The sequence below is a fragment of the Hafnia sp. CBA7124 genome, assembly GCF_002355555.1.
Taxonomy (GTDB): domain Bacteria; phylum Pseudomonadota; class Gammaproteobacteria; order Enterobacterales; family Enterobacteriaceae; genus Hafnia; species Hafnia alvei.
The window spans coordinates 2,963,358-2,988,575 of sequence record NZ_AP017469.1; the positions used below are offsets into that span (position 1 = coordinate 2,963,358).

Below are 25,218 nucleotides of genomic sequence, written 5' to 3' on the forward strand. Positions count from 1 at the left end.
CAAAACGACAGGTTCAGGAGAGGGAAAAGCAGACTTTATGCACCAAAGGTGATCAATGTTGCAAAAATGCACTAATGTTGCACGAGTGTTACTATTATTTATGCCCACCGCCCCAGCGGGTGAACAGATCTTCAGGCATTTCAATATCAAACTGATCGATAACACGATTGACGGTTTGATCGATAATATCTTGCAGCGTTTGCGGGCGATGATAAAACGCGGGGACCGGTGGCATAACAATGGCCCCCAATTCGGCAGCGGTCGTCATCATTCTCAAATGCCCCAGATGCAACGGCGTTTCTCGCACACAAAGCACTAAGCGACGATGCTCTTTCAACACCACGTCGGCGGCACGGGTTAGCAGATTGTCCGTATAACTATGAACAATGCCCGACAAGGTTTTCATTGAACAAGGCAAAATAACCATACCCGCCGTTTTGAACGATCCTGAGGAAACGCTGGCGGCAATATCACGCGAATCGTGAACCACATCGGCTAAGCTCTGCACATCTCGCAGTTGCAGGTCGGTTTCCAACGCCAACGTCTGGCGAGCAGCATTACTCATGATAAGGTGAGTTTCGATATCAGGTACACTCTGTAGCACTTCTAGCAAGCGTACACCGTAGATTGCACCGCTGGCACCAGAGATACCAATAATTAAACGTTTCATGAGTGTTGGCCTACTTTTGCAGATTTAATCAGGCATTCGGCAGGAATGCCAAACAGCGTGTGTAACCGTCGGATCATCGGTAACGTTAAATTACGTTTACGATTTAATACTTCGTACACTCGATTTGGGTTGCCAATCGCCGCAGTCAGATCGCGAACTGTCAAACCAGATTGCTCCATGCGAAACTTGATTGCTTCAACAGGATCGGGAAGATCAACTGGAAAATGTTTAGACTCATATGCTTCTATCAGAGTAAGCATAACTTCAAAACTATCCCCTTCAGGCGTGTTCGGTTTTGGAGGATTATCAAAAAGGGGCGATACCTCTTTCAACGCAGCTTTGTAATCTTGTTCATTACGGATGGGGCGAATATTCATCTACCACTCCATTTCTACACTGTTAGCATCAACTGCATCATATTGCCGATGTGTACCGATAAATTTGATATAAATTGACTGGTACTAATAGGCAATCGCAACGACTAAACGATATTCATTCCCTTTAATATTGAAAACAACTCGGCGACCTTTCAGTACGCTGGCCGTCGAATAGAGGCGCTTAATATCACTTGGCATTGTCCATTCAGCGTTTTTTACCTCATCAATCCATGACCTTAACGGCTGCTCGACCTCAGGATACCGTTCCCAAAACGATTTTAAACACCCTATTGCGATTATCCGCATTATAACTTCCATGATGTCCCATTTTAGGACAAGTGAATTATATCCCATATTGGGACTATAACAAGGCAAAAAAAAGCCCGCATGATGAAAATCTACTTCAACGTAAATTTCTTCATGCGAGGCATTAGTGTATTTGTAATTTATGGGCCAGCTATCGCGCTGTCAATGCAAGTAAATGCGAGCAGCAACTAAGAATCTGATGCAAAACCCTAACTCTACTTACAGCAGCAATTACCCTTCGTTATGCATCTCAAGATTCTCTGCTTCTTCCTGACCGCGCATCGCTTTTGCATCATCGCTGCGCAGGGACTGCAGGTAATCCAGATAGCCCTGATCCACATCTTTCGTCACGTAAATCCCGTTAAATACCGAGCATTCAAACTGTTCGATATCGGGATTTTCTTCACGTACTGCTTCGATCAGATCGTCGAGATCTTGGAAAATCAAACCATCAGCACCGATGATTTTGGCAATTTCATTCACTTCGCGGCCATGCGCAATCAGCTCATTCGCATTTGGCATATCAATGCCGTACACGTTAGGGAAACGGATTTCAGGTGCAGCAGAAGCTAAATAAACTTTTTTCGCCCCTGCTTCACGCGCCATTTCCATAATTTGCTGTGATGTGGTGCCGCGCACGATCGAGTCATCAACCAAAAGCACGTTTTTATCACGGAACTCTGCGCGGTTCGCATTCAGTTTGCGGCGCACAGATTTGCGGCGCTCCTGCTGACCCGGCATGATAAACGTACGCCCTACGTAGCGGTTTTTTACAAACCCTTGGCGATATGGCTTATCCAGAATACGTGCAATCTCCAACGCGATATCACACGACGTTTCAGGAATGGGAATCACCACGTCGATGTCCAGATCTTCCCACTCACGGGCGATTTTCGCGCCTAATTTCTGCCCCATGCGCACACGAGCGCTGTAGACAGAAATTTTGTCGATAAAGGAGTCTGGGCGAGCAAAATAAACGTACTCAAACAGGCAGGGATTACTCTTCGGATTATCTGCACACTGGCGGGTAAACAGCTGCCCTTTTTCAGTGACATAAATCGCTTCACCCGGCGCCACGTCACGGATGAACTCAAAGCCCAAGGTATCCAAAGCTACGCTCTCAGAAGCCACCATGTACTCAACACGGCCATCTTCTAAATCACGCTTACCAATCACCAAGGGACGAATGCCGTTAGGATCGCGGAAAGCAACCATACCGTGACCGATGATCATCAGCACGCAGGCGTAAGCTCCGCGGATCTGCTGGTGCGTCGCCGCCACGGCAGCAAACACGTTATCGGACTCCAGCGGATAGTGGTCAAAACGATCCAGCTCGTGAGCAAAGATATTCAGCAGAATTTCAGAATCAGACGTGGTATTGACGTGGCGACGCGCACGCTCAAACAGTTTCTGCTTAAGTTCGTGCGCGTTGGTCAGATTACCATTGTGCGCCAAAGTAATACCGAATGGGGAGTTGACATAAAACGGCTGCGCCTCGGATGCGCTGGAGCTGCCTGCCGTTGGATAACGCACGTGGCCGATACCCATATTGCCCTGCAGGCGTAACATATGCCGTGCTTCAAAAACATCTTTCACCAAACCGTTCGCCTTACGCAAACGGAAGCCATTATTGGCATCAATAGTGACAATGCCTGCGGCATCTTGTCCACGGTGCTGAAGCACCATTAACGCATCATAAATCGACTGGTTTACCGGTGTAAAACCGGCGATACCGACAATACCGCACATGTTGTCATTTCCTCATCAGCGTTACCGGAGCGGGAGCGGAATAGAAGGCAAATGCTCCGGTATGAAACTCGACGTGCTCTGCAGGTAGTCAAAGAACCACCTGATGATATAACTGAACTGTGGGATGAGCTGTGACTGTTTCCAGTCAGCACTTTGTGCCATCGAGGTAAAGGTATCCAAAAAGAACAGAATCGCTGAAACAATCAGCACCCCACGCAGCGCACCAAAACAGATGCCCAGCACGCGGTCGGTTCCGCTCAATCCGGTTCGCTCTACCAGCGAACCAATCACATAGTTAACAATGGCGCCGACAATCAACGTTGCAACGAATAGGATTGCAATCGCGATGCCGTTACGCACCAGCGCATCTTCGAAACGAGTGAAGTAGACAGCGAGATAGGTGTAGAAATGGCTGGCGACAAAGAATGCTGCCCCCCACGTAACCAGTGACAACGCTTCTCGCACAAATCCTCGGATCAGGCTCACTAACGCCGAAAATCCGATGATGCCAATAATGACCCAATCAATCCAAACCATGACTATTCCAATTCAAGAATTGCCTCGGCATCCAGTTCGCGGCGAATTCTAACAGAAAAAGAAAACGTTTGCGTAGAGGATTTCCCTTCCTGTTCGCAAATTTTATTCTCATAAAAATTTGACACAGATTCAGCCAGTATCCTCGGCTAAACCAACGCCCAAATGTATCAATCCAAATAGAACAACAGCCCTGCTCTCATTGCTGGGAACAAAGCTGCTGTAAAATCGAACACAATTCATTGTTTAGATGAATTGACGTTCTGAACGCCTATTAACCGCTATTTGCCGCTATAGCTGCGCACCTGACCATTCAAGCCACTAATGCTATTAAGTTCAGGTAAAGCAGACTGTAGTTTTTGTTTAGAGGCATCTGGCCCTACAAACAGACGAGTGATTTCGCCCTGAACCGGCGACGCCGGCACCGTATAAGCACGGTAACCAGACAACCGCAGCTTAGCCACAATCTCGCTCGCTTTAGACGCATTACGTAATGCCCCCAGCTGTACCACATATGCTTGTCCCGCCGGTGCTTTTTCCTCCGGCACCGCAGCTGGCTTGGCTTGCTCTACTGGCTTAGGCTGTTCGACCGGTTTTGGTTGCTCAACCGGCTTCGGCTGTTCAACGGGTTTCTCGACCGGTTTAGGCTTCGCTTCTACCATTTTCGGCGGTTCGACTGGCTTTGGCTTCTCAACAGGTTTCTTCACCGGTTTTGGCTGTTCAACAGGTTTATTTTCCACCGGTTTACTTTCAACCGGCTTCAGCTCAACCATATCTCCACGCCCTTGGTGGGTATTAGGCGAAACCGCCGTGCTTGCGCCTTCACGGTCTTGAGTCGGCACATTGCCATTATCCATCGGCGTCTGAGCATTCGCGCCTTCCTGCGGTATCTGAGGCGTTTCACTCAGCGGCTGAGTTACCGGAGGAATAACGTCAGTAGGATCATCCTCACCTGGCTTTGGCACCAGCGGAATAGCAGCAAACTCATCCTGATAATGTTTTTTCTGCCCGTCTAACAGTCCGGGCAAAACGATTACGCCCAGCGCAACGATAATGACCGTGCCAACCAGTCGATTCTGAAACTTACTTGCCACTCGCTCTCTCCGTTTCTAATGATGCTTTTCTAATACCGCCATAACATGCGCAACGGTATGGAATGAGCCACAAACAATCACGATATCCTGCGGAGCTGCATCGAGCATCGCTTTTCGCCATGCACTTTCGACGTCGGTAAACACGTTTGGTTCATCCAGATGTTCAGCCAAACGCTCTGCTGGTGCACCACGCGGCCCTTCCAGCGGCGCACAGTACCAATCATCGATCAGCGGTTTTAAACATGCCAGCGTGCCCGCAATATCTTTATCTTCCAACATTCCCACAACGGCACGTACGCGCCGTGGCTGCGTAGCCGGGCGCTGTTCTAACAACTGCTGCAAACGGCCCGCTAAATAACCTGCCGCATGAGGGTTATGTGCCACATCCAAAATCAGCAAAGGCTGCTCGCTGACAATTTGGAATCGGCCAGGTAACTGTGCGGTTTCAAGCCCTTGGCGAATCGCCGCTTCATCGACTTTAAGATCACAATGACGCAGCGCAGCCAGCGCGGTAGCGGCATTAGGCAATGGTACTTTCGGTAGTGGAAGATGCGACCACGTGGTGTCTGCATCCTGCCATTGCCAGTCGTGTTGGGTAGCGCTGAAGTTCCAGTCGTGACCACGGCGATAAAGCTGCGCACCCTTTTCTGCGGCAACCTCAGCAATGGTCAGCGGCATATCAGGCTCGCCCACAATCGCCGGAATACCGGCACGGAAAATACCGGCTTTTTCACGCCCAATACTTTCACGATCTGGCCCCAGCCAGTCGGTATGGTCCAGCGCGATACTGGTCACCATCGCTACGCTCGGGTCAACAATGTTTGTGGCATCTAAACGACCACCGAGGCCGACTTCCAAGATCACCACGTCCAGCGCTGACTGTTTAAACAGCTGCAAGGCCGAAAGCGTGCCATATTCGAAATAGGTCAGAGAGATATCGCCGCGCCCTGCTTCTAAGGTCGCAAACGAGCGACAGTGGTCAGCTTCACTGAGTTCTTCGCCCTGAATGCGTACCCGCTCGGTGTAGCGCAGCAGATGCGGGGAGCTGTATACGCCCACACGAAAGCCGGCGGCTATCAGGATAGATTCTAAGGTTCGGCAGGTGGTGCCTTTGCCATTGGTACCGGCAACGGTAAATACGGTAGGCGCAGGTTTGAGCAGGTCGAGATTTTCAGCGACGCGTTTGACGCGATCCAGTCCTAGCTCAATCGTTTTACTGTGCAGGTGTTCTAGATAATGCAGCCATTCGTTCAAGGTCGAGGTGGCTTGGGGGATTGGGAGATTGTTCATAGTCATTGATCGTTCATGAGTCCCGTTCAAACCGGTTCAAGAAGTCAACAAAGCCCCGAATGGGGCTATGATATAAGACTGCTATACCCGTATGACGACAGGCTGCATACACATCGGCTAAGCTATTTTCCCTAGATACATCACGCAAAGTACATCACGCTAGATGCCCTAGGTATCTACACATTAGCCAACTTTCTGCAACCCGAATTGTGAGGGTATACAACCAGATGAGGAGAAAGACTTAGTCTTGAGTCTCGCCTTCAACAGGGATTTCGCGAACGACTTCACTGCTGACAGGTTCTGGTTGCCCTGTCATTTTAGCCACAAGGCTTGCCAATTTGTCGCGCATTTCTGGACGACGGACGATCATATCGATCGCACCTTTCTCGATCAGGAACTCACTGCGTTGGAAGCCTGCTGGCAATTTCTCACGCACGGTCTGCTCGATAACGCGAGGGCCGGCAAAGCCGATCAGCGCTTTTGGCTCGGCGACGTTAATGTCACCCAGCATCGCCAAACTTGCAGAAACACCCCCCATGGTGGGGTCAGTCAATACCGAGATATAAGGTAGACCGCGTTCTTGCAACTTAGCCAGTGCAGCACTGGTTTTTGCCATCTGCATCAGAGACATCAATGCTTCCTGCATGCGAGCACCGCCGCTGGCAGAGAAACAAATCAGCGCACAGTTATCTTCCAGCGCCTGCTCAACCGCACGAACGAAGCGCGCACCGACTACAGAAGCCATTGAACCACCCATGAAGGCAAATTCAAATGACGCCGCAACGACAGGCATACCTTTCAGAGTGCCTTTCATCACAACCAACGCGTCTTTTTCACCGGTTTCTTTCTGCGCCGCAGAGATGCGATCTTTGTATTTTTTGGAGTCCTTAAACTTAAGAATATCCTTCGGCTCCAGCTCGCTTCCCAGCTCAACCTCACTGCCTTCGTCCAGCAGAGTATGCAAACGCATACGTGCTGACATACGCATGTGGTGATCGCATTTTGGGCAAACGTCTAGATTACGCTCCAGCTCGGCACGATAAAGTACCTGACCGCAGCTGTCGCATTTGGTCCAGACACCTTCAGGAATGCTCGCCTTACGGGTTTGCGTGATATTACTTTTGTTAAGAATTCGTTCAATCCAGCTCATCGATGACCTTTCTGTTTGAACCTGGCGAAATGCCAGTCCTCTGTTCATGCCATTATGTAACGTTGTCGCTATAGTCTTTAAAATCACCGTAGCCAATTGGCCGTGGGATCAAAATGCTCAAGACTATACCCTATCTATTCCTTGGTGCAGGAAGGTGAAGCCCGCGGATCCCAATGAGCTGACATCGCTCAGTGATTCGGGAAAACGCGTACGGCCAACACATCTGCAACGTGAAAGATGACGGATATACCAGCAGGAACAGACCATAAATGCCGTTCATTAAACCACAACGGTTCGACTCTGTGGATAAAAAACTGGTCGAACCGCGTGGAGTTTACATTTATTGAACACTCTGGGTGAACAATAAACACAATTTATTTCTCAACTGTGACAGCGACCTATCCGTTAGAGGCTGATTTTTTTGCTGCACGCTTGTGACGCCATACTTCGATCACACCCGGCAGAATAGAGAGCACAATAATCGCGACGATCAGCAGTTTCAAGTTTTCCTGCACCACTGGCACATTCCCGAACAGATAGCCCGCGTAGGTAAATAACAGAACCCACAGCAATGCACCAACCACGTTGAATATCGCAAAGTGGCGATAGGACATATGCCCCATACCCGCAACAAACGGCGCAAAAGTACGCACGATAGGAACAAATCGCGCCAAGATGATGGTTTTCCCGCCATGCTTATCATAGAACGCATGGGTTTTATCCAGATAGCTACGACGGAAAATCTTGGAGTTTGGGTTACTAAACAACTTCTCACCAAACAAACGACCGATGGTGTAGTTCACCGCATCACCAATAATGGCTGCGGCGATCATTAACGCTACCATGGTATGTACGTTGAGATCGTTCGTTGGCAACGCCGCCAGCGCTCCCGCCACAAACAGCAAAGAATCTCCCGGCAAGAATGGCGTCACCACCAAACCCGTCTCGCAGAATAGGATCAAGAACAGAATGGCATAAACCCACACGCCATACTGCGCAACCAACTCGGCCAGATGCACGTCAATGTGCAGAATAAAATCGATTACCCAGTGAATGTATTCCATGGCACTTCACTCTCCAAATAACGCTGGCGGCATCCACCAGCCAAAAAATGGGCCGCAAAAGACTAATCCGCTAAAAACAGCGGCCCCATCGAAACCTTAGGCAAACCAAAGTGTTCAGGATAATCGACAGAGACCAGATACAACCCGGCCGCTTTCGCCGTCGCCGCTGCCAGCTTGCGATCTTTCGCCGCCAGCAGTTCAGCCATCCAGCTTTCAGGTTGATTGCCACAGCCAATTTCCATCAGGCTACCCACGATATTACGCACCATATGATGGACAAAGGCATTGGCTTTGATATCAACAATCACGTAATCACCTAAACGCGTCACCTTTAGGTGCGACACATTACGCCACGGCGTTCGTGACTGACACTGTGAGGCACGAAATGACGTGAAGTCATTTTCGCCCAGCAATGCCTGCCCTGCTCGCTCCATCCGTTCCGCGTCTAAATGATGGTAAAAATGCGTCAGACCGCTTTGTAAAACGGCCTGACGGTAGCGATGATTGTAGATGACATAGCGATAACGGCGAGCCGTAGCGCTAAAACGTGCATGAAAATCTTCGCTGACGCTTTTTACCCAACGTACCGCAATATCTTTTGGCATATGGGTGTTCACACCCATCGTCCACGCCGCATCTTTACGCGCAACATGCGTTTCGAAATGCACAACTTGCCCTGTGGCATGAACGCCCGCATCGGTTCGGCCCGCGCAAGATACCGTGATCGGCTCACAGGCGACCTTACTCAACGCTTTTTCAAGGCATTCCTGCACGCTCGGCGCATCAAGCTGACGCTGCCATCCTGCGTATTGGCTACCGTCATACTCAATACCGAGCGCAATTTTATACACCGGTTTGGCAGGCAGGGCCTCTGGCTCTGCCGCTGCTATATCTGCATCCACACCGGATAACGACACATCAGACATTAGTACATGTACTCCTGAATCAGGCGCTCCGCAGTTTCGATAGCCATCAAAGCACCACCAAAACGCACGTTATCCGCGACCGACCAGAACTGAACCACATCAGGTGAACCGTAGTCATTACGCACACAGCCGATGCTCAGCAGCGGATTACCCGATGCGTCGCCCACCTGCGTTGGATAATCATTCTCTTCGCTCAGCTCGATGTTGTCTAAACGGCCAAACACATCGCGGGCTTCTTCAGAAGATACCGGACGCAGCGTTTCGAGATGCACGGTTTGCGCATGACCATAAAATACTGGAGACTGGATCACGCTAACCGACATTGGCAGGCTTTCATCTTGTAAAATTTTACGCACCTGATCGACCATGCGACGCTCTTCACGTACGCTGCCTTGTGTGTCAGCCACCAGCGGTAACAGGTTAAATGCCAGCTGTTTCTGGAATAAGCCAGGTTCGAAAGGAATGCCGTTTAGCAAACGAGCACTTTGACCCGCGAGATCATCAACCGCCGCTTTACCATGAGCCGAAGCAGACAGTAGGCTGGTAACGTGAATGCGAGACAGACCGGCTTCGTCGGTCAACGGACGAATCGCCGTCAACAATTGGCTCACTAGGCTATCAGCGACAACCACGATATTACGGTTACGATATTCAGACAGCGCTTGTGGATTCACACTTGGTACCACGAGCGGAACATCAGGTTCCATAGCAAACGCATCGCTGCTATCAATCACTAAACAGCCCGCATTTCCGGCTTCTTCCGCATAGCGCAAAGACGCTTCGGTTCCTGCGACGAAGAATGCCAGCTGTACCTGTGACCAATCAAACTCGGCCGCGTTTTCTACCAGAATTTGCTTGCCGTTAAAGCGCACAGATTCACCTGCGCTGCGCTCGCTAGCCAGAGGGAATAATTCTCCTACCGGGAATTCACGTTCCGCCAACTGTTCCATCAGTGCGCTACCTACCGCACCGGTCGCTCCTAACAAGGCGATATTCCAGCCGTCAGTCATGTTCTTCTCCAAAAGCAAAAATACAGAGCGCCCGACATCACTTGATAAAGTAAAACGGGCGCTGGAAAACAAAACGTTTAGTCACTATGAACCAGACCCCCTCCCAACCTCCCCCTTCACAGGGGGAGGGGCGGATCCAAGCCAATGATCGATTTAGATCGTCTCTCTTACTCTCTCCTTCATTATGGAAAAAGTAGAACAGAGATCTCATTCGATAAACTCGATCAGCCCCCTCCCCTGACAAGGGGAGGGTTGGGGTGGGGTCATCTCTCCCATCTCAAAAATGGATAAGAGCTAAGCCACACTCACTAGATTAATTCGGCGCTAAACCCCAGCGCATTCAATAGCTCAACGCTCGCATTGTCGTCACATTTCACGCATAACGAAGACCATTCACGGCGCTCCTGATAATGCTTACGCAGGCGGTCAAACTCACCGGCCTGTCCTGCAACACGACGCAGCGGCGCATCGTCGCGGCGCACATCATACACTAGATGCATCAGACGTTTGAGCTTTGCCTGATCCAGCGCGCCATGAACGGTTACGCTCGCCATTTCTGGCACCGGTAACAGTTCGCTTAACGCAACGTGCTGCGGCTGCCCAATGAACTCACTGTAGGCTTCAAAGACCTGGGTTGTGCCGCGCGCTTTGCCTTCTAAACTATAACCGGCAATATGCGGCGTACCGATATCAACTAAATCCAGCAACGCTAAAGAAAGCTCCGGCTCAGGTTCCCACACGTCTAGGATCACGCTCAGTTTTTTGCCGTTTTTCAACGCGGTTAGCAAAGCCGCATTATCAACAATCGGGCCACGCGCCGCATTAATCAAAATGCGATTTTCAGGCAATGCCGCCAGCAGATCAGCATCGACCAGATGCAGCGTTTTGTCGTCACCCGTTTTATTCAACGGCGTGTGGAAAGTCAGAATATCAGCATCCTGAACCAATTTTTCCAGCGGGTAGAACGTTTCGGCATCGCCCTTAGCCGCACGTGGTGGATCGCAAAGCAACGTTTGCACGCCTAATGCTCGCAGGCGACGATTCAAACGCGAACCCACGTTCCCCACGCCAACGATACCGACGGTTTTTTCACGCAGGTCGAAACCATCGCGCTCGGCCAGCATCATCAAAGCAGAAAAAACATACTCCACGACGGCAATGGCATTACAGCCTGGCGCCGCAGAAAAACCAATATCGTTATCACTCAACCATTTATCATCAACGTGATCGGTGCCCGCAGTGGCGGTGCCGACAAAGCGAACGCTGGTGCCACTCAGTAATTCAGCATTCACCTTAGTGACCGAACGCACCATCAGCGCATCCGCACCGACCAACGCCTCGGCAGGCAATGGGCGCCCGCGTACTGCCTGTACATCTCCCAAGCGACTGAAGAGTTCACCCGCATAAGGCATATTTTCATCGACCAGAATTTTCACGTAATTCTCCCGCCGGCGCAGTGCGCTGCGTAAATAAGAAAATGATTGAAGCGCTATTTTGCCACCAAATAGAGGTGGAGCCCAAATAAGTCCGCACGCTTTCATTGATTAACTGAGATTAACTGACTTTCCGATATCGTTCGGGCGTTGTGCCTGAGATTTGCTGGAACATTACAATAAACGCCGAAGACGAGCTGTATCCCACCTCCAACGCGACTTCTTGCACGGTTTTCCCCTGCTCAAGCAAAGGCAAAGCGTGTAGAAAACGCAGCCGCTGGCGCCATTCGCTAAATGACATACCCAACTCATTCTGACAGCGGCGCGAGAGCGTGCGCTCGGTGGTATATACCCGCTGCGCCCAAACGCTGAGCGGCGTGTTATCTGACGGACAGCTTTCCAATACACGTAACACCGGCGCTAAAAATTTGTCCTGTGAGGTCGGCAAATAGGTTTCATGCACCGGCGCTCGTTTCAGTTGATCCACCAAGACTCGGCAAAGGCGTATGTCCTCACGGGATTCCGGCAAAATCAGATCGCGCTCAAAGCAATCATCCACAATGGCATTAAACAGGGGACTCACATTAAGCAAACAGGCCTGCGGAGGGAGGTCTTGGCACAGTCGAGCACTAATATTGATGGTACGAAACTGTGACAGTTTGCGGTTATAGCTTGAATGTTCAATGCCAACCGGCAGCCAAACGGCAAATTTCGACGGCGCGAGAAAACGCTGGTCGCCAACGTTCAGTGCCAATACGCCGGTTCTAATGTAAATAAGCTGCCCCCACGGATGACTGTGTGGCAGATATTCGGTATCCGCATTGACCTCTTCACAGCGGAAAAACAGATTGCGTACCGAGCTCACCTCGGAGGTCGGAAATGTGCGCTGCTGAGCCATAACGCCTTGCCCCAATCACAGTAAGTGATAATTCAGTTTGTCTGGATTTCATTAAATTTTGTCTGGTTATCACTATATCTAATAAACCAGACACGCGTAAACTAACGCTCGTCGCCACTGTTGTCGACAATAATGTTTTGAGAAGAAATATCATGAATGCACTGTTTCCACTTTTTGCCGTACTGATTTGGTCAATCAACGCCATTGTCAGTAAGGTTTCAGCTGGTGCTATCGATCCAGCGGCCATCTCATTTTATCGTTGGGTGTTAGCGCTGATAGTACTGACGCCTTTTGTGCTGCCCGGCGTGATTCGCAACCGAAAGGCCATTCGACCACATCTCGGAAAACTACTGATTCTGGGGTTGCTCGGCATGGTGCTGTATCAAAGCTTGGCCTATTACGCCGCACACAGCGTCAGCGCTTTGTTTATGGGCATTTTAAGCTCCCTTATCCCGTTGTTAACGGTGCTGATCAGCATTTGGCTGCTACGTATTGTGCCCACGGTCGGTATCGCATTGGGTAGCGTGATGTCATTCTTTGGCCTCGTGTGGCTGGTGAGCGGAGGTAATCCGCAACAGTTGCTGACTCACGGCATTGGTTCTGGTGAGCTGATGATGTTTGCGGCATCGGCTTCTTACGCGCTTTACGGCGTGTTAACCAAACGCTGGAATATCAATTTACCCAACTGGCAGTCGCTCTATATTCAGATCGTCTTTGGCGTGTTGTTACTAATTCCTAACTTCATACTGACCGACAACGTCAGTTTGAACGCACAAAATATTCCATTGGTTCTGTTTGCTGGTATTCCTGCTTCGATTATTGCGCCTTTCCTGTGGATCCAAGGCGTCGTGCGATTAGGTGCCAACAAAGCCTCTATCTTTATGAACCTCACGCCGGTGTTCACCGCCATCATCGCGGTATCGTTCCTGCACGAGCAACTGCACAGCTATCACCTGATTGGCGGCGGTATTGCTTTGCTCGGTGTGGTGGTCGCACAGCGCCTACGTACTCCGCTAACGCGTAAAAAAAAGCCTGAAAGCGTGAAGAACACAGAGAAGGAAGTTTGCTCGTCGGCTGATTAACCTAAGTGTTACTTTGTTTAGATTTAGCACGGTGAAAAGTTTCGCGCGCCGATCGAATATGCTGGTATTGGTGAAAGGTTTCGTACGCCAATCGAATATGCCGCTACTGGTGAAAGGTTTCGCACGCCAATCAGCAAATACATTTCTATGAAACCACTGGCGTAGGCGTCCGATGAGAGTCCCGTTGCGCGGGGACTCTCAACTCGCGCGCTTTTGACTGAGCCGTTTGGCCGACCGGTCTCGGAGCGCACGTCCTGTGCGCCCTCAACCTGCCACCAGCATCCCTGCTGGCGGCTCTAAAATGCGTTCTTTCAACAGGAAAAGACAAAAGGCCTTTTTGTCTTCTCATCTTTTAATAGTTTAAGTTTTGGTAGTGCGAGCCACCGGTACAGGGATGTACCGGTGGAGTTTGGGGCGCCCGGGATGGGCGATACCAAACCGGAGCGGAGATGGCGTCTCGGATAAAAGCGCGCGGGTGTTGGGTGCGCGCGCTGGCGCACCCGACTCGGACGCCTTCACTAAGTTTGCATGTGAATACCGTTGCTGATAGGCGGTCGAAATCTTACACCGTAAGCTCATAGATGATCAGCGGTCGAAACCTTACACCCATTTAGCCATAAATCTGGCGGTCGAAACCTTACATCTATCCAGCATACGAAACCCTACTCCCCCACTAAAGCCCCGCCCACCACATCCTCATTTTAATCCCCCAGCGGCTACTCCATCCACTCGTGCTGCTGACCATGTTGCCCTTATCAAGAATCACAAACGTTGGCGTCGCGCCGATGTCCCACTCGGCTCCTAAGCGCCCCAGTTGATCGTTCACAACGGGGAAAGTTAAGCCTTTCGCCGCCATGCCTCGCATCAGGCGCTCATCATCGCCTGAACGAATCGCAATACTTAGCACGTTCACACCGTCCTTATGCAGCTCTTCAACCATCGGCGAAGTCAGCTTGCATACGCCACACCACGTCGCCCAAAAGTAAATCAGCAGCGGTTTTTCAGCGCTAAGCGCGGCTAAGGAAACCGTTTGACCATTCACTAACGTGATATCAGGCAGATGCGATATCTCCGGCGGCTGCGGTTTGCGCCATTGATCCATTCCCCATGAGAATGCCGCTAAAACCACGATAAAAATGGCCAGCTCCCTCGCCCATTTTTTTAGCCGCATCATGAGGATGCCCGCGCTAATTCAGCTTTAACCACCTGTTCCAGATCGTCATAGCTAATCGCTCCAGGGATCATTTGCTGGCCAATCAGCGTTGCTGGCGTACCTTGTACCCCCATCACATCAGCCAAACGCAGGCTGCTACGAACTTCATCTAAGGTCTTATCATCGATTTTCAGGCCAGCGTTATCCGTGGATTTTAACGCGCTCGCGATGCTGCTGTCGGTGTGATAGCCCTTTTTAGACATCAGCCGCTGATGTAGCGCTGCAAAACGCGCGGGATTTTGCTGCCACAGCGTCAGAGCATATTGCGCAGAGCTTTGCGATGTTTCCCCTTTGAAAGGTAAGAGTTTGATCACAACAGCAACGTCGGGATATTTTTTAACGATCTTCTCAAGCTGTGGATCAAACTGTTTGCAGTAAGGGCAGTTATAGTCGGTGAAAGAAACCAGCGTAAGTTTGGCGTTTTTAGCCCCGATGCGTGGGCTGGCAGCGTCGTTAAACAGTGCATCACGGTTCTGCTCAATCACCTTACCCAACTGGGCACCGGCCTGTTCTGCACTCTGCTGCTGCCATGCGGTTACCGCCTCTTCCAAGATCTGCGGATTATTCACTAAGGTTTCACGAATTAATTCACGCACCTGATTCTGTTGTTCAGTTGTTAACGGTGCGGCCGTCACGGTGAAACTCACGGCGGCCATCGCGAATAACGCACTCTGAAGTAGCGTGGTCATTTTAGTTTTCATGTTGGTTTTCATATTAGTTTTCATGACATTATTCCTTCGCATTCGACAGCGTTTTAAGTAGGGTTTGACGATCGAGCAGTGGGGAAAGCACCTCACCGTTTGGCAGGCTTGGGCCATAAATTTGATTAAACGGCACCGCGACCGCGCCGCGTTGTTTAAGGAATTGATTAATCGCAGGTGATGGCGTCGTCCAGTCACCTCGTAGAGCCACAACATCCGGCTCACTCAGCGCTTTCTGTACATCATCGCGTAGCAATACGTTGTATTTATTGGCTTTGCAGGTGACACACCAGTCTGCCGTAACATCAACAAACACCCTCTTGTTTTGGCTTAACGCCTTTGAAATGGCCTCTTCTGTCAAAGGCTGCCACTGCACACGGTCGCTCATCGGCGTACGCCAATGCTCGGCGGTTAACGCGCCCGCTGCGAGCGTCGCGCCGCTCAGTAAGAGCAATATTGCTCCCCAGATCAGCAACTGCCGACGTCCGTAATGAATTCCCGTGAGGATCAGCAAAGCCACCAGCAGCACCGCCCCCAGAGACCACGCAATCAGCGTTCCAACATGCGCAGTCAACAGGCTAATCAGCCATAGGCTTGAGGCCAGCATCATCATTCCCAGCACGATGCGTAAGCGGTTCATCCATTGTCCCGGCTTCGGCAACATCTTTGCGGCGATCGGGAAAGCGGCAATCAGCAGCCACGGCAAACTCATACCAACACCCAAAGCCGTAAACACTAGCCAGAGATCGGTCATCGGTGCCGCCAGCGCAAACGCCAGCGCCGTGCCTAAGAATGGCGCAGAGCAAGGCGTTGCTAATAAGGTGGCGAAAACGCCCTGCCAGAAATGGCTGCTGTTACCGTTGCCTCCGGCTGTTGCTATGCGCGTGGTGGTATTGCTGCCTAAGCGAATGGAAAAGAAGCCAAGCAAGTTGGCACTAAATAATGCCGTGACCACCACCATCAACCCAATAAACCACGGACTTTGGAATTGGATCCCCCACCCCACCGCTTTTTGGCTTAACCTCAGCGCCGTCATCACGCCGGCTAACGCCCAAAATGACACGAGAATACCGGCAGCCGAGGCCATAAATTGGCGGCGAACGACCCGGCTTTCGCGATTCTCTAACTGTAAAACCGATCCAAGTTTCATGGCTAAAACAGGTAGAACACAAGGCATCAGGTTAAGAATCAGCCCACCCAGCAAGGCGAATAGGATTGCCGTTGAGAGCGCTAAGGAGGGAGTCACTGGAGCGGGTAGTTGATTATCAACGGTGAGAATAGCCTGCTGCGCAATACCCGCATCGCTGAAGACCATACTCAATTTTTGCCCGTGAAGATCGGGCGCATTCCCCTCCCAACCGTCGGTCACGCGCACCGTAGCAACAACACGGCTACCGTCAATTTGGATTTTGGGCTTGGCAAAATCAGCGCCGTCTGGCACATCAAAGAAAATTTCGGGCTTTTGCCATCCCTCTTCTCTTTCGGCACTCACACGCAGTTCACCGCTGTGATAACCGGCCTTAACGTGATTGACCATGCCCTCCGTCAACGGCAGCGTTCCCTGAGCGCGAATAAATGCATGCTCAAACTCTGGAGGTGTCACCTGCGTGAGATCCAGATCAAAAGGGAAATCGCTTAATACACAGACGTTACTGCAGGTAGAAAGTGTCAGCACACCTTGAAGCCGTTGGGCAGATGCTGGGACATTTACTGTGATAGGAAATACGGTATCGCCGTGATATCCCTGAGTTGAAATACCCGAAACGTCAAAGCGCTGCGGCGTTGGCCATCCCCAGTGCATACTTTCGATTGGCGTTTGCCATTTGATTTCAGGCGCAATGCCGCCCTCGCCCGGTGAACGCCAATAGGTTTTCCAACCGTCGTTAAGTTTCACATCAAGCATAAGGCGAACCATACCGTTTTCAGGCTGGCTTGAGCTAATGCGCACCTGCGCATGATCGTTTTGTGGATTCTGCAACCATCCACTATCGGCCGCCCAAGAGATAGGCAACCAGAGGCACAGGCTGAACGCCAGCGCCCTAAAAAATAGGAACATAGATTTTCTCCAAAAATAATTTTGCTACGTTAACAAACCGTCACGTAGAAAGTTATTCTCGGAAGACACACAGCCGGAGATGTACCCGCAAGCGGGGTAAAGACACAGCCCGTAGAGGGGGAATGAGCAATCGCAGCTGCCGCGTAGGCTCAAGCAATAAAGCCACGAACAGCAGCAGCGCAAAAAATAGGTGTTCAATCGCCATGCTATTAGCCGCAAGCAACGACTTAGCACTTAGCTCACAGGGAGAAATGGGGCTTTCTTGGCTATCACCGTTCTGTGATTCGCCCGTAATTTGAGTCGCAGTAACATCAGTGGGAAGGTATTTACTGAGCATGTGCATACCGGCCATGCGCTGAGTTGTACACGTCAGTACAACCAGACAAGCCAATATTAGGAACCACTTAGCCACACGCTGCCGTTCAACCATAAACTGTTTAAATTTTTCGCCACCAATGATAAGTACGTCTTATCTTACCTAGCAAGCGAGGATAAACAACCTATTAGCGGTAACTTTACGTTTGTCTACTTTATACTGCTGGAGAAACGCCCGTTCTGCGTCAAACTTGCATTTTTATCTATGCTAGAGGATCGTAACCCTGTCAGTTACTCGCCAGATTTAGGATTTTGTTGTGTATCAGTCTGCTGAAAATATCTGGGCACGCCTACAGCGCTCCCCTTTTCGCATGAAGTTTCATCTCAACGCCAAAGACAGTGCCTACCTACAACAAAAAGGCACCGCGGTGATTTTGTCCCATGCTTATGATTTTATAGATGCCCGCTTAGCGCCCGCGTTCCCTGAAAACGATGGCAAGCAGACCCCGATGCGCGGACATCCAGTGTTCGTGGCGCAGCATGCTACGGCAACCTGCTGCCGTGGATGTTTAGAAAAATGGCATCGCATTCCACAGGGAAAAGCGTTAAACGAAGAAGAAAAACAGTACGTTGTGAATTTTATCGCGCACTGGATTGAGAGTGAAACCAGCGGCCACCCTTAGCAATTTTCCTTTCTATTTACCTTTTTATTTTCCTTTCAATGTACAGGTTGTACATGCTGTTACGTACCGACACCAAACACTTACGGAAAGTTGACATCCATCCTCCTATTATTCATTCACCGGCTCCACCGAGGGGCTTACGAAAAACAAATTCTTGAGGAATGGAAAATGAAAAAAGTTTTAGCTCTGGTTGTTGCTGCTACTATGGGTCTGTCTTCTGTTGCTTTCGCTGCTGAAACAACCGCTGCTCCAGCTGCTCCGGCTGCGTCTTCAACGACCGCTGCCGCACCTGCTGCCAAAGCAACTAGCACCACTCACCACAAAAAAGCGAAGCACCACAAAAAAGCAACCACCGAGCAAAAAGCTCAGGCCGCTAAAAAAACCAAACACGCTAAAAAAGCAGCGCCGGTAGCTCAGAAAGCTCAGGCTGCTAAAAAAGCTCAGCACCACAAAAAAGCAGCACCAGTAGCTCAGAAAGCTCAGGCTGCTAAAAAAGCTCAGCATCACAAAAAAGCAGCACCAGTAGCTCAGAAAGCTCAGGCTGCTAAAAAAGCTCAGCATCACAAAAAAGCAGCACCAGCTACTGCTGCAGCACCAAAAGCATAAGTCTCAACGCTTAGATATCAGTAAGGCCGCAGATAACTCTGCGGCCTTACTTTTTAAACTCTCCGCTTAAAAACCACAATTGCCGAGCCGTATCACCATATAACGCCACTGACAACCTTCAATCCAAACGCTTCATCCAGACTCTCACCTCATATCAAGAATAAAATTCTTTAGTGCTCTATGCGCTAATCTTTCGCTCTATTTAATTTAGCTAAGAATATACTTATTTATTCTTATTCCATATCTTGATTATGGGTATTGATAATAGATAGAATGTCGGAAAATAATTAATAGATATCACTCAAAAGTAATAACGTTCATTATTTTAATTTTTCAAAATTAAAAACCATTAATCACAGGGATGTCAGAATGATCATTTTAACCAGCTTATTACTTAAGTTATTTTTTAAGCAGCTAACCTTGCGCAGCGCCGCCTACGTTGCGGCTCATATTGTGATTTTGGTTTTTGTCTTCGAAAACTTAATTTTTATTGATATATGATATTTATATATTCAAAAATAAAATCCATTTAAAAAACGCATATTTTATTCTCAAACAAAATACTGCGTCCATGAGTAATTTAGAATCTCATAGTAAATTAGCGCCTATTTTATTATCATTCTGTTACGCATGAGATTCACTTAATTCTCTGCTGAATAAGTTTTGATAAAACTAAAATCATCTATCCCAATCAGTATTCTGTAGCACAACCCGATAGCCATCGAGATCGGTAAACGTTTTACCATGTTGATCCCAATATGGGTTATATGAAACCACCACAAGAAATCCAGCCAACTTCATTTTTGTGCAGGCTGCTCGCCATTCGGCTTCATCAGCAATATAGAACACCAGCAGATTATCCGCCGTTGGTGCATCTGGAACCGTAGTCCCCCGGTGGTGCGTAAACTCAAGGTGGTAGGCATGATGGGGATGCCCCACGATCACGCCGTCAAATCCCTGATGATCGTTAAAATGGCCCAGCACGTCGAAATCGAGTCCTTTGCAGTACATCTGTGCGATAAGATCTAGGCGGTTTGTTGGCCTTGCTATACGTAAGCGATTATTTTTATGTGTCATTATTTCACTCCATGCCTCATGTCATAAGCATAGGCGATCATTCTCTACCTCGCTGGCTGAACGCTTGCCCGCGCTCTTTTGCTACGATAGTTTGTCGGCCTAGCGACACATCTGACATGATTTGTAAGGATTATTTCATTTTTTGCGGGCGAATCGCATTGCATCCACCTGTTATGATCTATGCTTGTAAAAGATTCACTAAAAGGATGACATAAAATGAAAAAAATTCTTTCGATGCTCTGTATCGGCGCAGCGGTTTTAATGGTTGCCGGTTGTTCCAGCGATTATGTGATGTCGACGAAATCCGGGGAGATGATCGTCACACAGGGGAAACCGAAAATTGATAAAGACACAGGGATGACAAGCTACGTCGATCAGGATGGTGTCAATCGCCAGATCAATACCAATGACGTTGCGCAGATGATTGAAAAAGAATAAATCAAAGCCGCTAAAAACAAAAAACCCGCATTTTGCGGGTTTTTTTATGCCATCGGTAAACGAATTACTTCTGGAATTTCTTCATGACCAGCGTGGCGTTAGTTCCACCGAAGCCAAAGCTGTTAGACATCACGGTATTCAGATCGCGCTGAGTTGGCTCAGTTACGATGTTCATCCCCTGAGCCTGCTCATCCAGCTCTTCAATGTTGATGCTTGGCGCCACAAAACCGTGTTCCAACATCAGCAAGGTGTAGATAGCTTCGTGAACACCAGCGGCACCCAGAGCATGACCTGTCATGGCTTTGGTTGAAGAAATCGCTGGGGTGTTGTCGCCGAAGACTTCACGGATCGCACCCAGTTCTTTCACGTCGCCCACCGGTGTAGAAGTACCGTGTACGTTCAGGTAATCCACTGGTGCATCCAGATCTTTCATTGCCATACGCATGCAGCGTGCAGCGCCTTCGCCTGATGGAGCAACCATATCGTAGCCGTCTGAAGTTGCGCCGTAGCCAACGATTTCAGCATAGATATGTGCGCCACGTGCCAGAGCGTGTTCCAGTTCTTCAACAACCACGATACCGCCGCCGCCAGAGATAACGAAACCGTCACGTTTGGTGTCATAAGTACGTGATGCTTTATCTGGGGTTTCATTGTACTGAGTTGACAACGCGCCCATCGCATCAAATTCACAAGCCAGTTCCCAGCACAGCTCTTCGCCGCCGCCAGCAAACACAACGTCTTGCTTACCTAGTTGAATCATCTCTACCGCGTTACCGATACAGTGAGCGGAAGTCGCACACGCAGAGCTGATGGAATAGTTAACGCCACGGATTTTGAACGGTGTTGCCAAGCAAGCAGACACGCCAGAACCCATTGCTTTGGTCACCATGTATGGGCCAACGCCACGCAGGCCGCGTGAACGCATGCCGTCAGCGCCTGCAACCTGATTGCGTGGAGAACCACCGCCGGAACCGACGATCAGGCCAGTACGGTCGTTAGAAACCATATCATCGGCTAAACCAGAATCTTTGATCGCTTCCTGCATGGAGAGGTAAGCGTAAATAGATGCATCACTCATGAAGCGCATCACTTTACGGTCAATCATGCCGGTGGTATCCAGCTTGATGTTGCCCCATACGTGGCTACGCATACCGGCCTCTTTAAGTTCAGGCGCGAAGGTGATACCCGAACGCCCTTCTTTCAGAGACGCCAGAACCTCCTGCTGGTTGTTACCGATGCTGGAAACAACGCCCAAGCCAGTAATTACTGCACGTTTCATGTCTTAACCTCTTACACAGATATTGTTCATTCGGGATTTTGAGACGCACTTTAGCGTACACTTGTACGCCGAGCAAGTCCGATCAGATGTGGTTGAACCAGATGGAGGCATATTTGCCGTCCCTGTCAGAGACCGTTAAAATCCCTTTATATCTGTATTTAGAGTAAAAACCCGTGAGCAATTCAATTATTCAGAATGCAAAATTAAGCTGGAATGAACAGGGAACACCGGTTTCGCAACAGTTTGATGATGTTTATTTTTCCAATCAGGACGGGCTTTCAGAAACTCGTTACGTATTCTTACAGGGTAATCATCTAGCAGAACGCTGGCTGCAAGCACAAGAGCGTACTTTCACCGTGGCGGAAACGGGGTTTGGCACCGGTCTTAACTTTTTAACCCTGTGGCAAGCCTTTGATGCCTTTGAACAACAGCATCCTGACAGCACATTTAAGCACCTTCATTATGTCAGCTTCGAAAAATATCCATTACTGGCTGACGATCTTGCCGCTGCTCACGCTCGCTGGCCTGAATTAAAACATTTCAGTGAACAACTGTGCGCTGTTTGGCCTGCTGCACTGCCTGGTTGTCACCGCGTATTTTTAGCCAATGGTCGGATCACCCTTGATTTATGGTTTGGCGACGTCAATGAGCTTATTCACGTTTTGCCTCACAGCCTTAATGAACAGATCGATGCTTGGTTTCTAGACGGTTTTGCCCCATCAAAAAACCCAGATATGTGGACGCCTGAGCTGTTTGACACCATGGTCAAGCTGGCAAAAAAAGACGGCACCTTTGCCACCTTCACCGCAGCAGGCTTTGTGCGTCGCGGTTTACAGGAGGCGGGCTTTGATGTGCAGCGCGTTAAAGGCTTTGGCCAAAAGCGTGAAATGCTGACCGGGATCCGTGCAGAGAGGGTTTCTGCCTCTTCGCCAGCGCCGTGGTTTGATCGCCCTAAAGCCCAAAACACCCACGATATAGCCCTCGTGGGTGGAGGTATCGCCTCCGCGCTAACGGCCTTATCGTTACTCAAACGCGGCAGCCATGTCACGCTATACTGCGCCGATCCTCAACCTGCGCTTGGTGCATCGGGCAATCGTCAAGGAGCCCTCTATCCGCTGCTTAACGGGCGCAATAATCCGTTAGAACGCTTTTTCATTAGCGCCTTCGCCTTTGCGCGTCGCCAATATGATGAATTGCTAAGCTGTGGTCTTAGGTTTGATCACCAATGGTGCGGCGTTAGCCAACTGGGCTGGGATGAAAAAAGCAGCGATAAAATCACACAAATATTAGCCACTGACTGGCCGCAGTGGCTGGCTGAAAAAGGCGACGCGATCACGCTCACACAGCTTGCAGGATTGGACATTCCTCATGATGGCGTAACCTACGCTGCCGGTGGCTGGCTTTGTCCTTCACAGCTCACCCAAGCCGTGATTGATTTAGCTCAGTCACAGGGATTAGTCACTCATTTTAACGCCGAGCTCACGGAACTGACCCACGATGACAAAGGCTGGCGACTGGCTTTCAGCAATGGTGAGAGCAAACAGCACGGCTGTGTGGTTTTGGCTAACGGACATCGCTTAAATCATTTCACGCAAACTGAGGCGCTACCGCTTTCGGCGGTGCGCGGTCAGGTGAGTCATATTCCGACTAATGCGGTTTTAGGCCAACTCAAACAGGTTCTGTGTTACGACGGCTATCTCACGCCGGTTAACCCTACCAATCAGCATCACTGCATTGGTGCCAGCTATCAGCGTAATCAAACCGATCTGGATTTCTCTGCAGCCGATCAACAAGAAAATCGCGACCGCCTATTAAAATGTCTTCCTCAGGTTGAATGGCCAAACGAAGTCGATATCAACGGCAATGAAGCACGCGTTGGCGTGCGCTGCGCCATTCGCGATCACATGCCGATGGTCGGTGCCGTGCCGAACTACGCCACAACGCTTGCGCACTATCAGGATCTAATGGCGCAAAAATCCACGCCTGAAACCGTTGTTTCAGCACCGGTTTATCCCGATTTATTTATGATTGGTGGGCTAGGCTCGCGTGGCTTATGCAGCGCTCCGTTATGTGCTGAAGTGCTCGCGGCGCAAATTTATGGCGAAGCGATACCTCTGGAACAAGAGGTATTGGACGCATTGAATCCGAACAGAATGTGGGTACGGAAGTTATTGAAGGGAAAAGCGGTTTAATTAGATATGCGTCGGTAATGACCCCCTCCCAACCTCCCCCTTTGTCAGGGGGAGGAGCCGATCAGGTTTCAACTTGCACCGAACAGCCCTTCCTTGCAAAAAGAGGGTTAAGAGAGAGTATGCAGAAGCTTAGCCAGAAAGCTTAACCAGAAACCTTAGCAAACAGCGATTCCCACATATTGTTCACCAGAATCTGGTCTGGTGGCGAAAGCTCACCGGCTTTAATGGCTTTATCCAGGCTGTGCTGAACCGCGTCATTGAGCGCCGCTGGCGTATGTTCGCCTTCAGCTTCCAATTCAGCCACTGCCAACGTTAAATGCCCACGCAGATAGCCTCCGGCAAATAATTCGTCATCGCTGGCGTGTTCAACCATGTCATCAATCAGCGCCAGAATGCGGGTTTCAAAATCTGCGATCATCGTGGGTCCTCGGGATTATTATAAATCTTCCGGATAGGGGAACCTATCAGCGGTTAGCGTTGGCGTATTGTAAAACGATTGTAACGCTTGAATAAAGCGCGCTGGACGCTCTGGAATGCCGTTTTCTAAATACCAGAGAACCTGTTCACGCACTTTTCGCTGGAACGCGATGCGATCGGGATCGAAATCCCCCTCAAGATTGTCGCAACTGACGTTAAACGGATAACCTGCCGCTTCGCAGAATAACCAGTCAAACGCCTGCGGTTTAATCTCTACCACTTCAAATTCACACTGGGTTTTGGCATCGCGACCGTCTGGACAATACCAATAACCATAATCAACCTGCTGACGACGCGCTTCACCGGCAATACACCAGTGAGAAATTTCATGCAGGGCGCTGGCGTAAAAGCCATGAGCAAATACGATGCGGTGAAAAGGTGATGTTTCATCCGCGGGCAGATAGATCGGCTCATCGTCACCGGCTACAAGCTGTGTTTGATAGTCGTCACTGAAGGTCTGATTGAACAGATCGATTAATTGCTGAAAATGGTGAGTTTGAGACATGATGGCCGTCGACAAAAAAATCATTAAAAAGCGGCATCGTTGTAACGATACCGCTAACCCATACCCAAGATAATTGGAGTTGCATCAAGGCGG

The 25,218-nt window shown here is 49.8% G+C and carries 25 protein-coding genes and 1 pseudogene; 5 read left to right on the forward strand and 21 right to left on the reverse strand.

All coding sequences use genetic code 11. From position 1 onward, the window contains the following. Positions 1 to 94 precede the first annotated feature (94 nt). The 13 genes and pseudogenes from CPY98_RS13705 to CPY98_RS13765 all read right to left on the reverse strand — a co-directional run bounded on the left by CPY98_RS13705 (position 95) and on the right by CPY98_RS13765 (position 12,501). Positions 95 to 670, reverse strand: coding sequence for a UbiX family flavin prenyltransferase (locus tag CPY98_RS13705; protein WP_046448594.1), 576 nt, complete (start codon positions 668 to 670; stop codon positions 95 to 97). Next, positions 667 to 1,047, reverse strand: coding sequence for a type II toxin-antitoxin system HigA family antitoxin (locus CPY98_RS13710; RefSeq protein WP_025797828.1), 381 nt, complete (start codon positions 1,045 to 1,047; stop codon positions 667 to 669). The genes CPY98_RS13705 and CPY98_RS13710 overlap by 4 nt, the downstream gene beginning before the upstream one ends. Beyond that, positions 1,048 to 1,353, reverse strand: a pseudogene (locus tag CPY98_RS13715) (type II toxin-antitoxin system HigB family toxin). Between the two features lie 231 nt (positions 1,354 to 1,584). Next, positions 1,585 to 3,102, reverse strand: a complete 1,518-nt coding sequence (gene purF, locus CPY98_RS13720; protein ID WP_040046408.1) for an amidophosphoribosyltransferase — start codon at positions 3,100 to 3,102, stop codon at positions 1,585 to 1,587. A gap of 21 nt (positions 3,103 to 3,123) precedes the next feature. Further along, a complete protein-coding gene (cvpA, locus tag CPY98_RS13725; protein WP_025797824.1) occupies positions 3,124 to 3,639 on the reverse strand; it encodes a colicin V production protein in 516 nt (171 codons plus the stop codon). A 278-nt stretch (positions 3,640 to 3,917) separates the two neighbouring features. After that, positions 3,918 to 4,730 carry a cell division protein DedD gene (dedD, locus tag CPY98_RS13730; protein WP_025797822.1) on the reverse strand — a complete coding sequence of 271 codons (813 nt, stop codon included), beginning with the start codon at positions 4,728 to 4,730 and terminating at the stop codon, positions 3,918 to 3,920. 15 nt (positions 4,731 to 4,745) lie between these two features. Further along, positions 4,746 to 6,020 (reverse strand): bifunctional tetrahydrofolate synthase/dihydrofolate synthase, encoded by a 1,275-nt coding sequence (gene folC, locus CPY98_RS13735; protein WP_172863867.1) that lies wholly within the window; start codon positions 6,018 to 6,020, stop codon positions 4,746 to 4,748. A gap of 241 nt (positions 6,021 to 6,261) precedes the next feature. Further along, a complete protein-coding gene (gene accD / locus CPY98_RS13740) occupies positions 6,262 to 7,170 on the reverse strand; it encodes an acetyl-CoA carboxylase, carboxyltransferase subunit beta (RefSeq protein WP_043494206.1) in 909 nt (302 codons plus the stop codon). A 398-nt stretch (positions 7,171 to 7,568) separates the two neighbouring features. Further along, positions 7,569 to 8,234: a DedA family protein gene (locus CPY98_RS13745; protein ID WP_025797816.1), complete on the reverse strand. Its 666-nt coding sequence runs from the start codon at positions 8,232 to 8,234 to the stop codon at positions 7,569 to 7,571. A gap of 62 nt (positions 8,235 to 8,296) precedes the next feature. Further along, positions 8,297 to 9,160 carry a tRNA pseudouridine(38-40) synthase TruA gene (gene truA / locus CPY98_RS13750; RefSeq protein ID WP_052439947.1) on the reverse strand — a complete coding sequence of 288 codons (864 nt, stop codon included), beginning with the start codon at positions 9,158 to 9,160 and terminating at the stop codon, positions 8,297 to 8,299. Next, positions 9,160 to 10,170 carry an aspartate-semialdehyde dehydrogenase gene (locus tag CPY98_RS13755; protein ID WP_043494208.1) on the reverse strand — a complete coding sequence of 337 codons (1,011 nt, stop codon included), beginning with the start codon at positions 10,168 to 10,170 and terminating at the stop codon, positions 9,160 to 9,162. The genes truA and CPY98_RS13755 overlap by 1 nt, the downstream gene beginning before the upstream one ends. A gap of 308 nt (positions 10,171 to 10,478) precedes the next feature. Beyond that, entirely contained in the window at positions 10,479 to 11,606 is a 1,128-nt protein-coding gene (pdxB, locus tag CPY98_RS13760) for a 4-phosphoerythronate dehydrogenase PdxB (RefSeq protein ID WP_096388099.1), read from the reverse strand. 118 nt (positions 11,607 to 11,724) lie between these two features. Next, entirely contained in the window at positions 11,725 to 12,501 is a 777-nt protein-coding gene (locus tag CPY98_RS13765) for a helix-turn-helix transcriptional regulator (protein WP_043494222.1), read from the reverse strand. A gap of 152 nt (positions 12,502 to 12,653) precedes the next feature. On the opposite strand from CPY98_RS13765, the gene CPY98_RS13770 reads away from it, so the two are divergent. Continuing rightward, positions 12,654 to 13,583, forward strand: a complete 930-nt coding sequence (locus CPY98_RS13770) for a DMT family transporter (RefSeq protein ID WP_043494224.1) — start codon at positions 12,654 to 12,656, stop codon at positions 13,581 to 13,583. 673 nt (positions 13,584 to 14,256) lie between these two features. Here CPY98_RS13770 and CPY98_RS13780 read toward each other — a convergent pair. The 4 genes from CPY98_RS13780 to CPY98_RS21025 are packed head-to-tail and all read right to left on the reverse strand — an operon-like array spanning position 14,257 to position 17,983. After that, positions 14,257 to 14,757, reverse strand: a complete 501-nt coding sequence (locus CPY98_RS13780) for a protein disulfide oxidoreductase (protein WP_043494226.1) — start codon at positions 14,755 to 14,757, stop codon at positions 14,257 to 14,259. Next, positions 14,754 to 15,485 (reverse strand): DsbA family protein, encoded by a 732-nt coding sequence (locus CPY98_RS13785; RefSeq protein WP_226930212.1) that lies wholly within the window; start codon positions 15,483 to 15,485, stop codon positions 14,754 to 14,756. Before CPY98_RS13785 ends, CPY98_RS13780 begins: the two co-directional genes overlap by 4 nt. A 40-nt stretch (positions 15,486 to 15,525) precedes the next feature. Continuing rightward, on the reverse strand, positions 15,526 to 17,553 hold the full coding sequence (locus CPY98_RS13790) for a protein-disulfide reductase DsbD (protein WP_096388103.1): 2,028 nt from the start codon (positions 17,551 to 17,553) through the stop codon (positions 15,526 to 15,528). 52 nt (positions 17,554 to 17,605) lie between these two features. Beyond that, positions 17,606 to 17,983, reverse strand: coding sequence for a hypothetical protein (locus tag CPY98_RS21025; RefSeq protein ID WP_046360212.1), 378 nt, complete (start codon positions 17,981 to 17,983; stop codon positions 17,606 to 17,608). 202 nt (positions 17,984 to 18,185) lie between these two features. On the opposite strand from CPY98_RS21025, the gene CPY98_RS13800 reads away from it, so the two are divergent. Then, positions 18,186 to 18,551, forward strand: coding sequence for a DUF4186 domain-containing protein (locus CPY98_RS13800; RefSeq protein WP_043494230.1), 366 nt, complete (start codon positions 18,186 to 18,188; stop codon positions 18,549 to 18,551). A 168-nt stretch (positions 18,552 to 18,719) separates the two neighbouring features. Continuing rightward, positions 18,720 to 19,157, forward strand: coding sequence for an acid resistance repetitive basic protein Asr (gene asr, locus CPY98_RS13805; RefSeq protein WP_040046397.1), 438 nt, complete (start codon positions 18,720 to 18,722; stop codon positions 19,155 to 19,157). Between the two features lie 678 nt (positions 19,158 to 19,835). On the opposite strand, the gene CPY98_RS13810 is transcribed toward asr, so the two are convergent. Further along, entirely contained in the window at positions 19,836 to 20,234 is a 399-nt protein-coding gene (locus tag CPY98_RS13810; protein WP_096388105.1) for a VOC family protein, read from the reverse strand. 216 nt (positions 20,235 to 20,450) lie between these two features. On the opposite strand from CPY98_RS13810, the gene CPY98_RS13815 reads away from it, so the two are divergent. Continuing rightward, on the forward strand, positions 20,451 to 20,672 hold the full coding sequence (locus CPY98_RS13815) for a YgdI/YgdR family lipoprotein (protein WP_025797788.1): 222 nt from the start codon (positions 20,451 to 20,453) through the stop codon (positions 20,670 to 20,672). Positions 20,673 to 20,736: 64 nt separating this feature from the next. On the opposite strand, the gene fabB is transcribed toward CPY98_RS13815, so the two are convergent. Further along, a complete protein-coding gene (gene fabB / locus CPY98_RS13820; RefSeq protein WP_025797786.1) occupies positions 20,737 to 21,951 on the reverse strand; it encodes a beta-ketoacyl-ACP synthase I in 1,215 nt (404 codons plus the stop codon). 173 nt (positions 21,952 to 22,124) lie between these two features. Here fabB and mnmC point away from each other — a divergent pair, with 173 nt between their 5' ends. Then, on the forward strand, positions 22,125 to 24,143 hold the full coding sequence (mnmC, locus tag CPY98_RS13825; RefSeq protein WP_096388107.1) for a bifunctional tRNA (5-methylaminomethyl-2-thiouridine)(34)-methyltransferase MnmD/FAD-dependent 5-carboxymethylaminomethyl-2-thiouridine(34) oxidoreductase MnmC: 2,019 nt from the start codon (positions 22,125 to 22,127) through the stop codon (positions 24,141 to 24,143). 142 nt (positions 24,144 to 24,285) lie between these two features. On the opposite strand, the gene CPY98_RS13830 is transcribed toward mnmC, so the two are convergent. Beyond that, positions 24,286 to 24,561: a YfcL family protein gene (locus CPY98_RS13830; protein WP_025797782.1), complete on the reverse strand. Its 276-nt coding sequence runs from the start codon at positions 24,559 to 24,561 to the stop codon at positions 24,286 to 24,288. An 18-nt stretch (positions 24,562 to 24,579) separates the two neighbouring features. Continuing rightward, entirely contained in the window at positions 24,580 to 25,125 is a 546-nt protein-coding gene (locus CPY98_RS13835) for an elongation factor P hydroxylase (protein WP_025797781.1), read from the reverse strand. Positions 25,126 to 25,218: the final 93 nt, after the last annotated feature.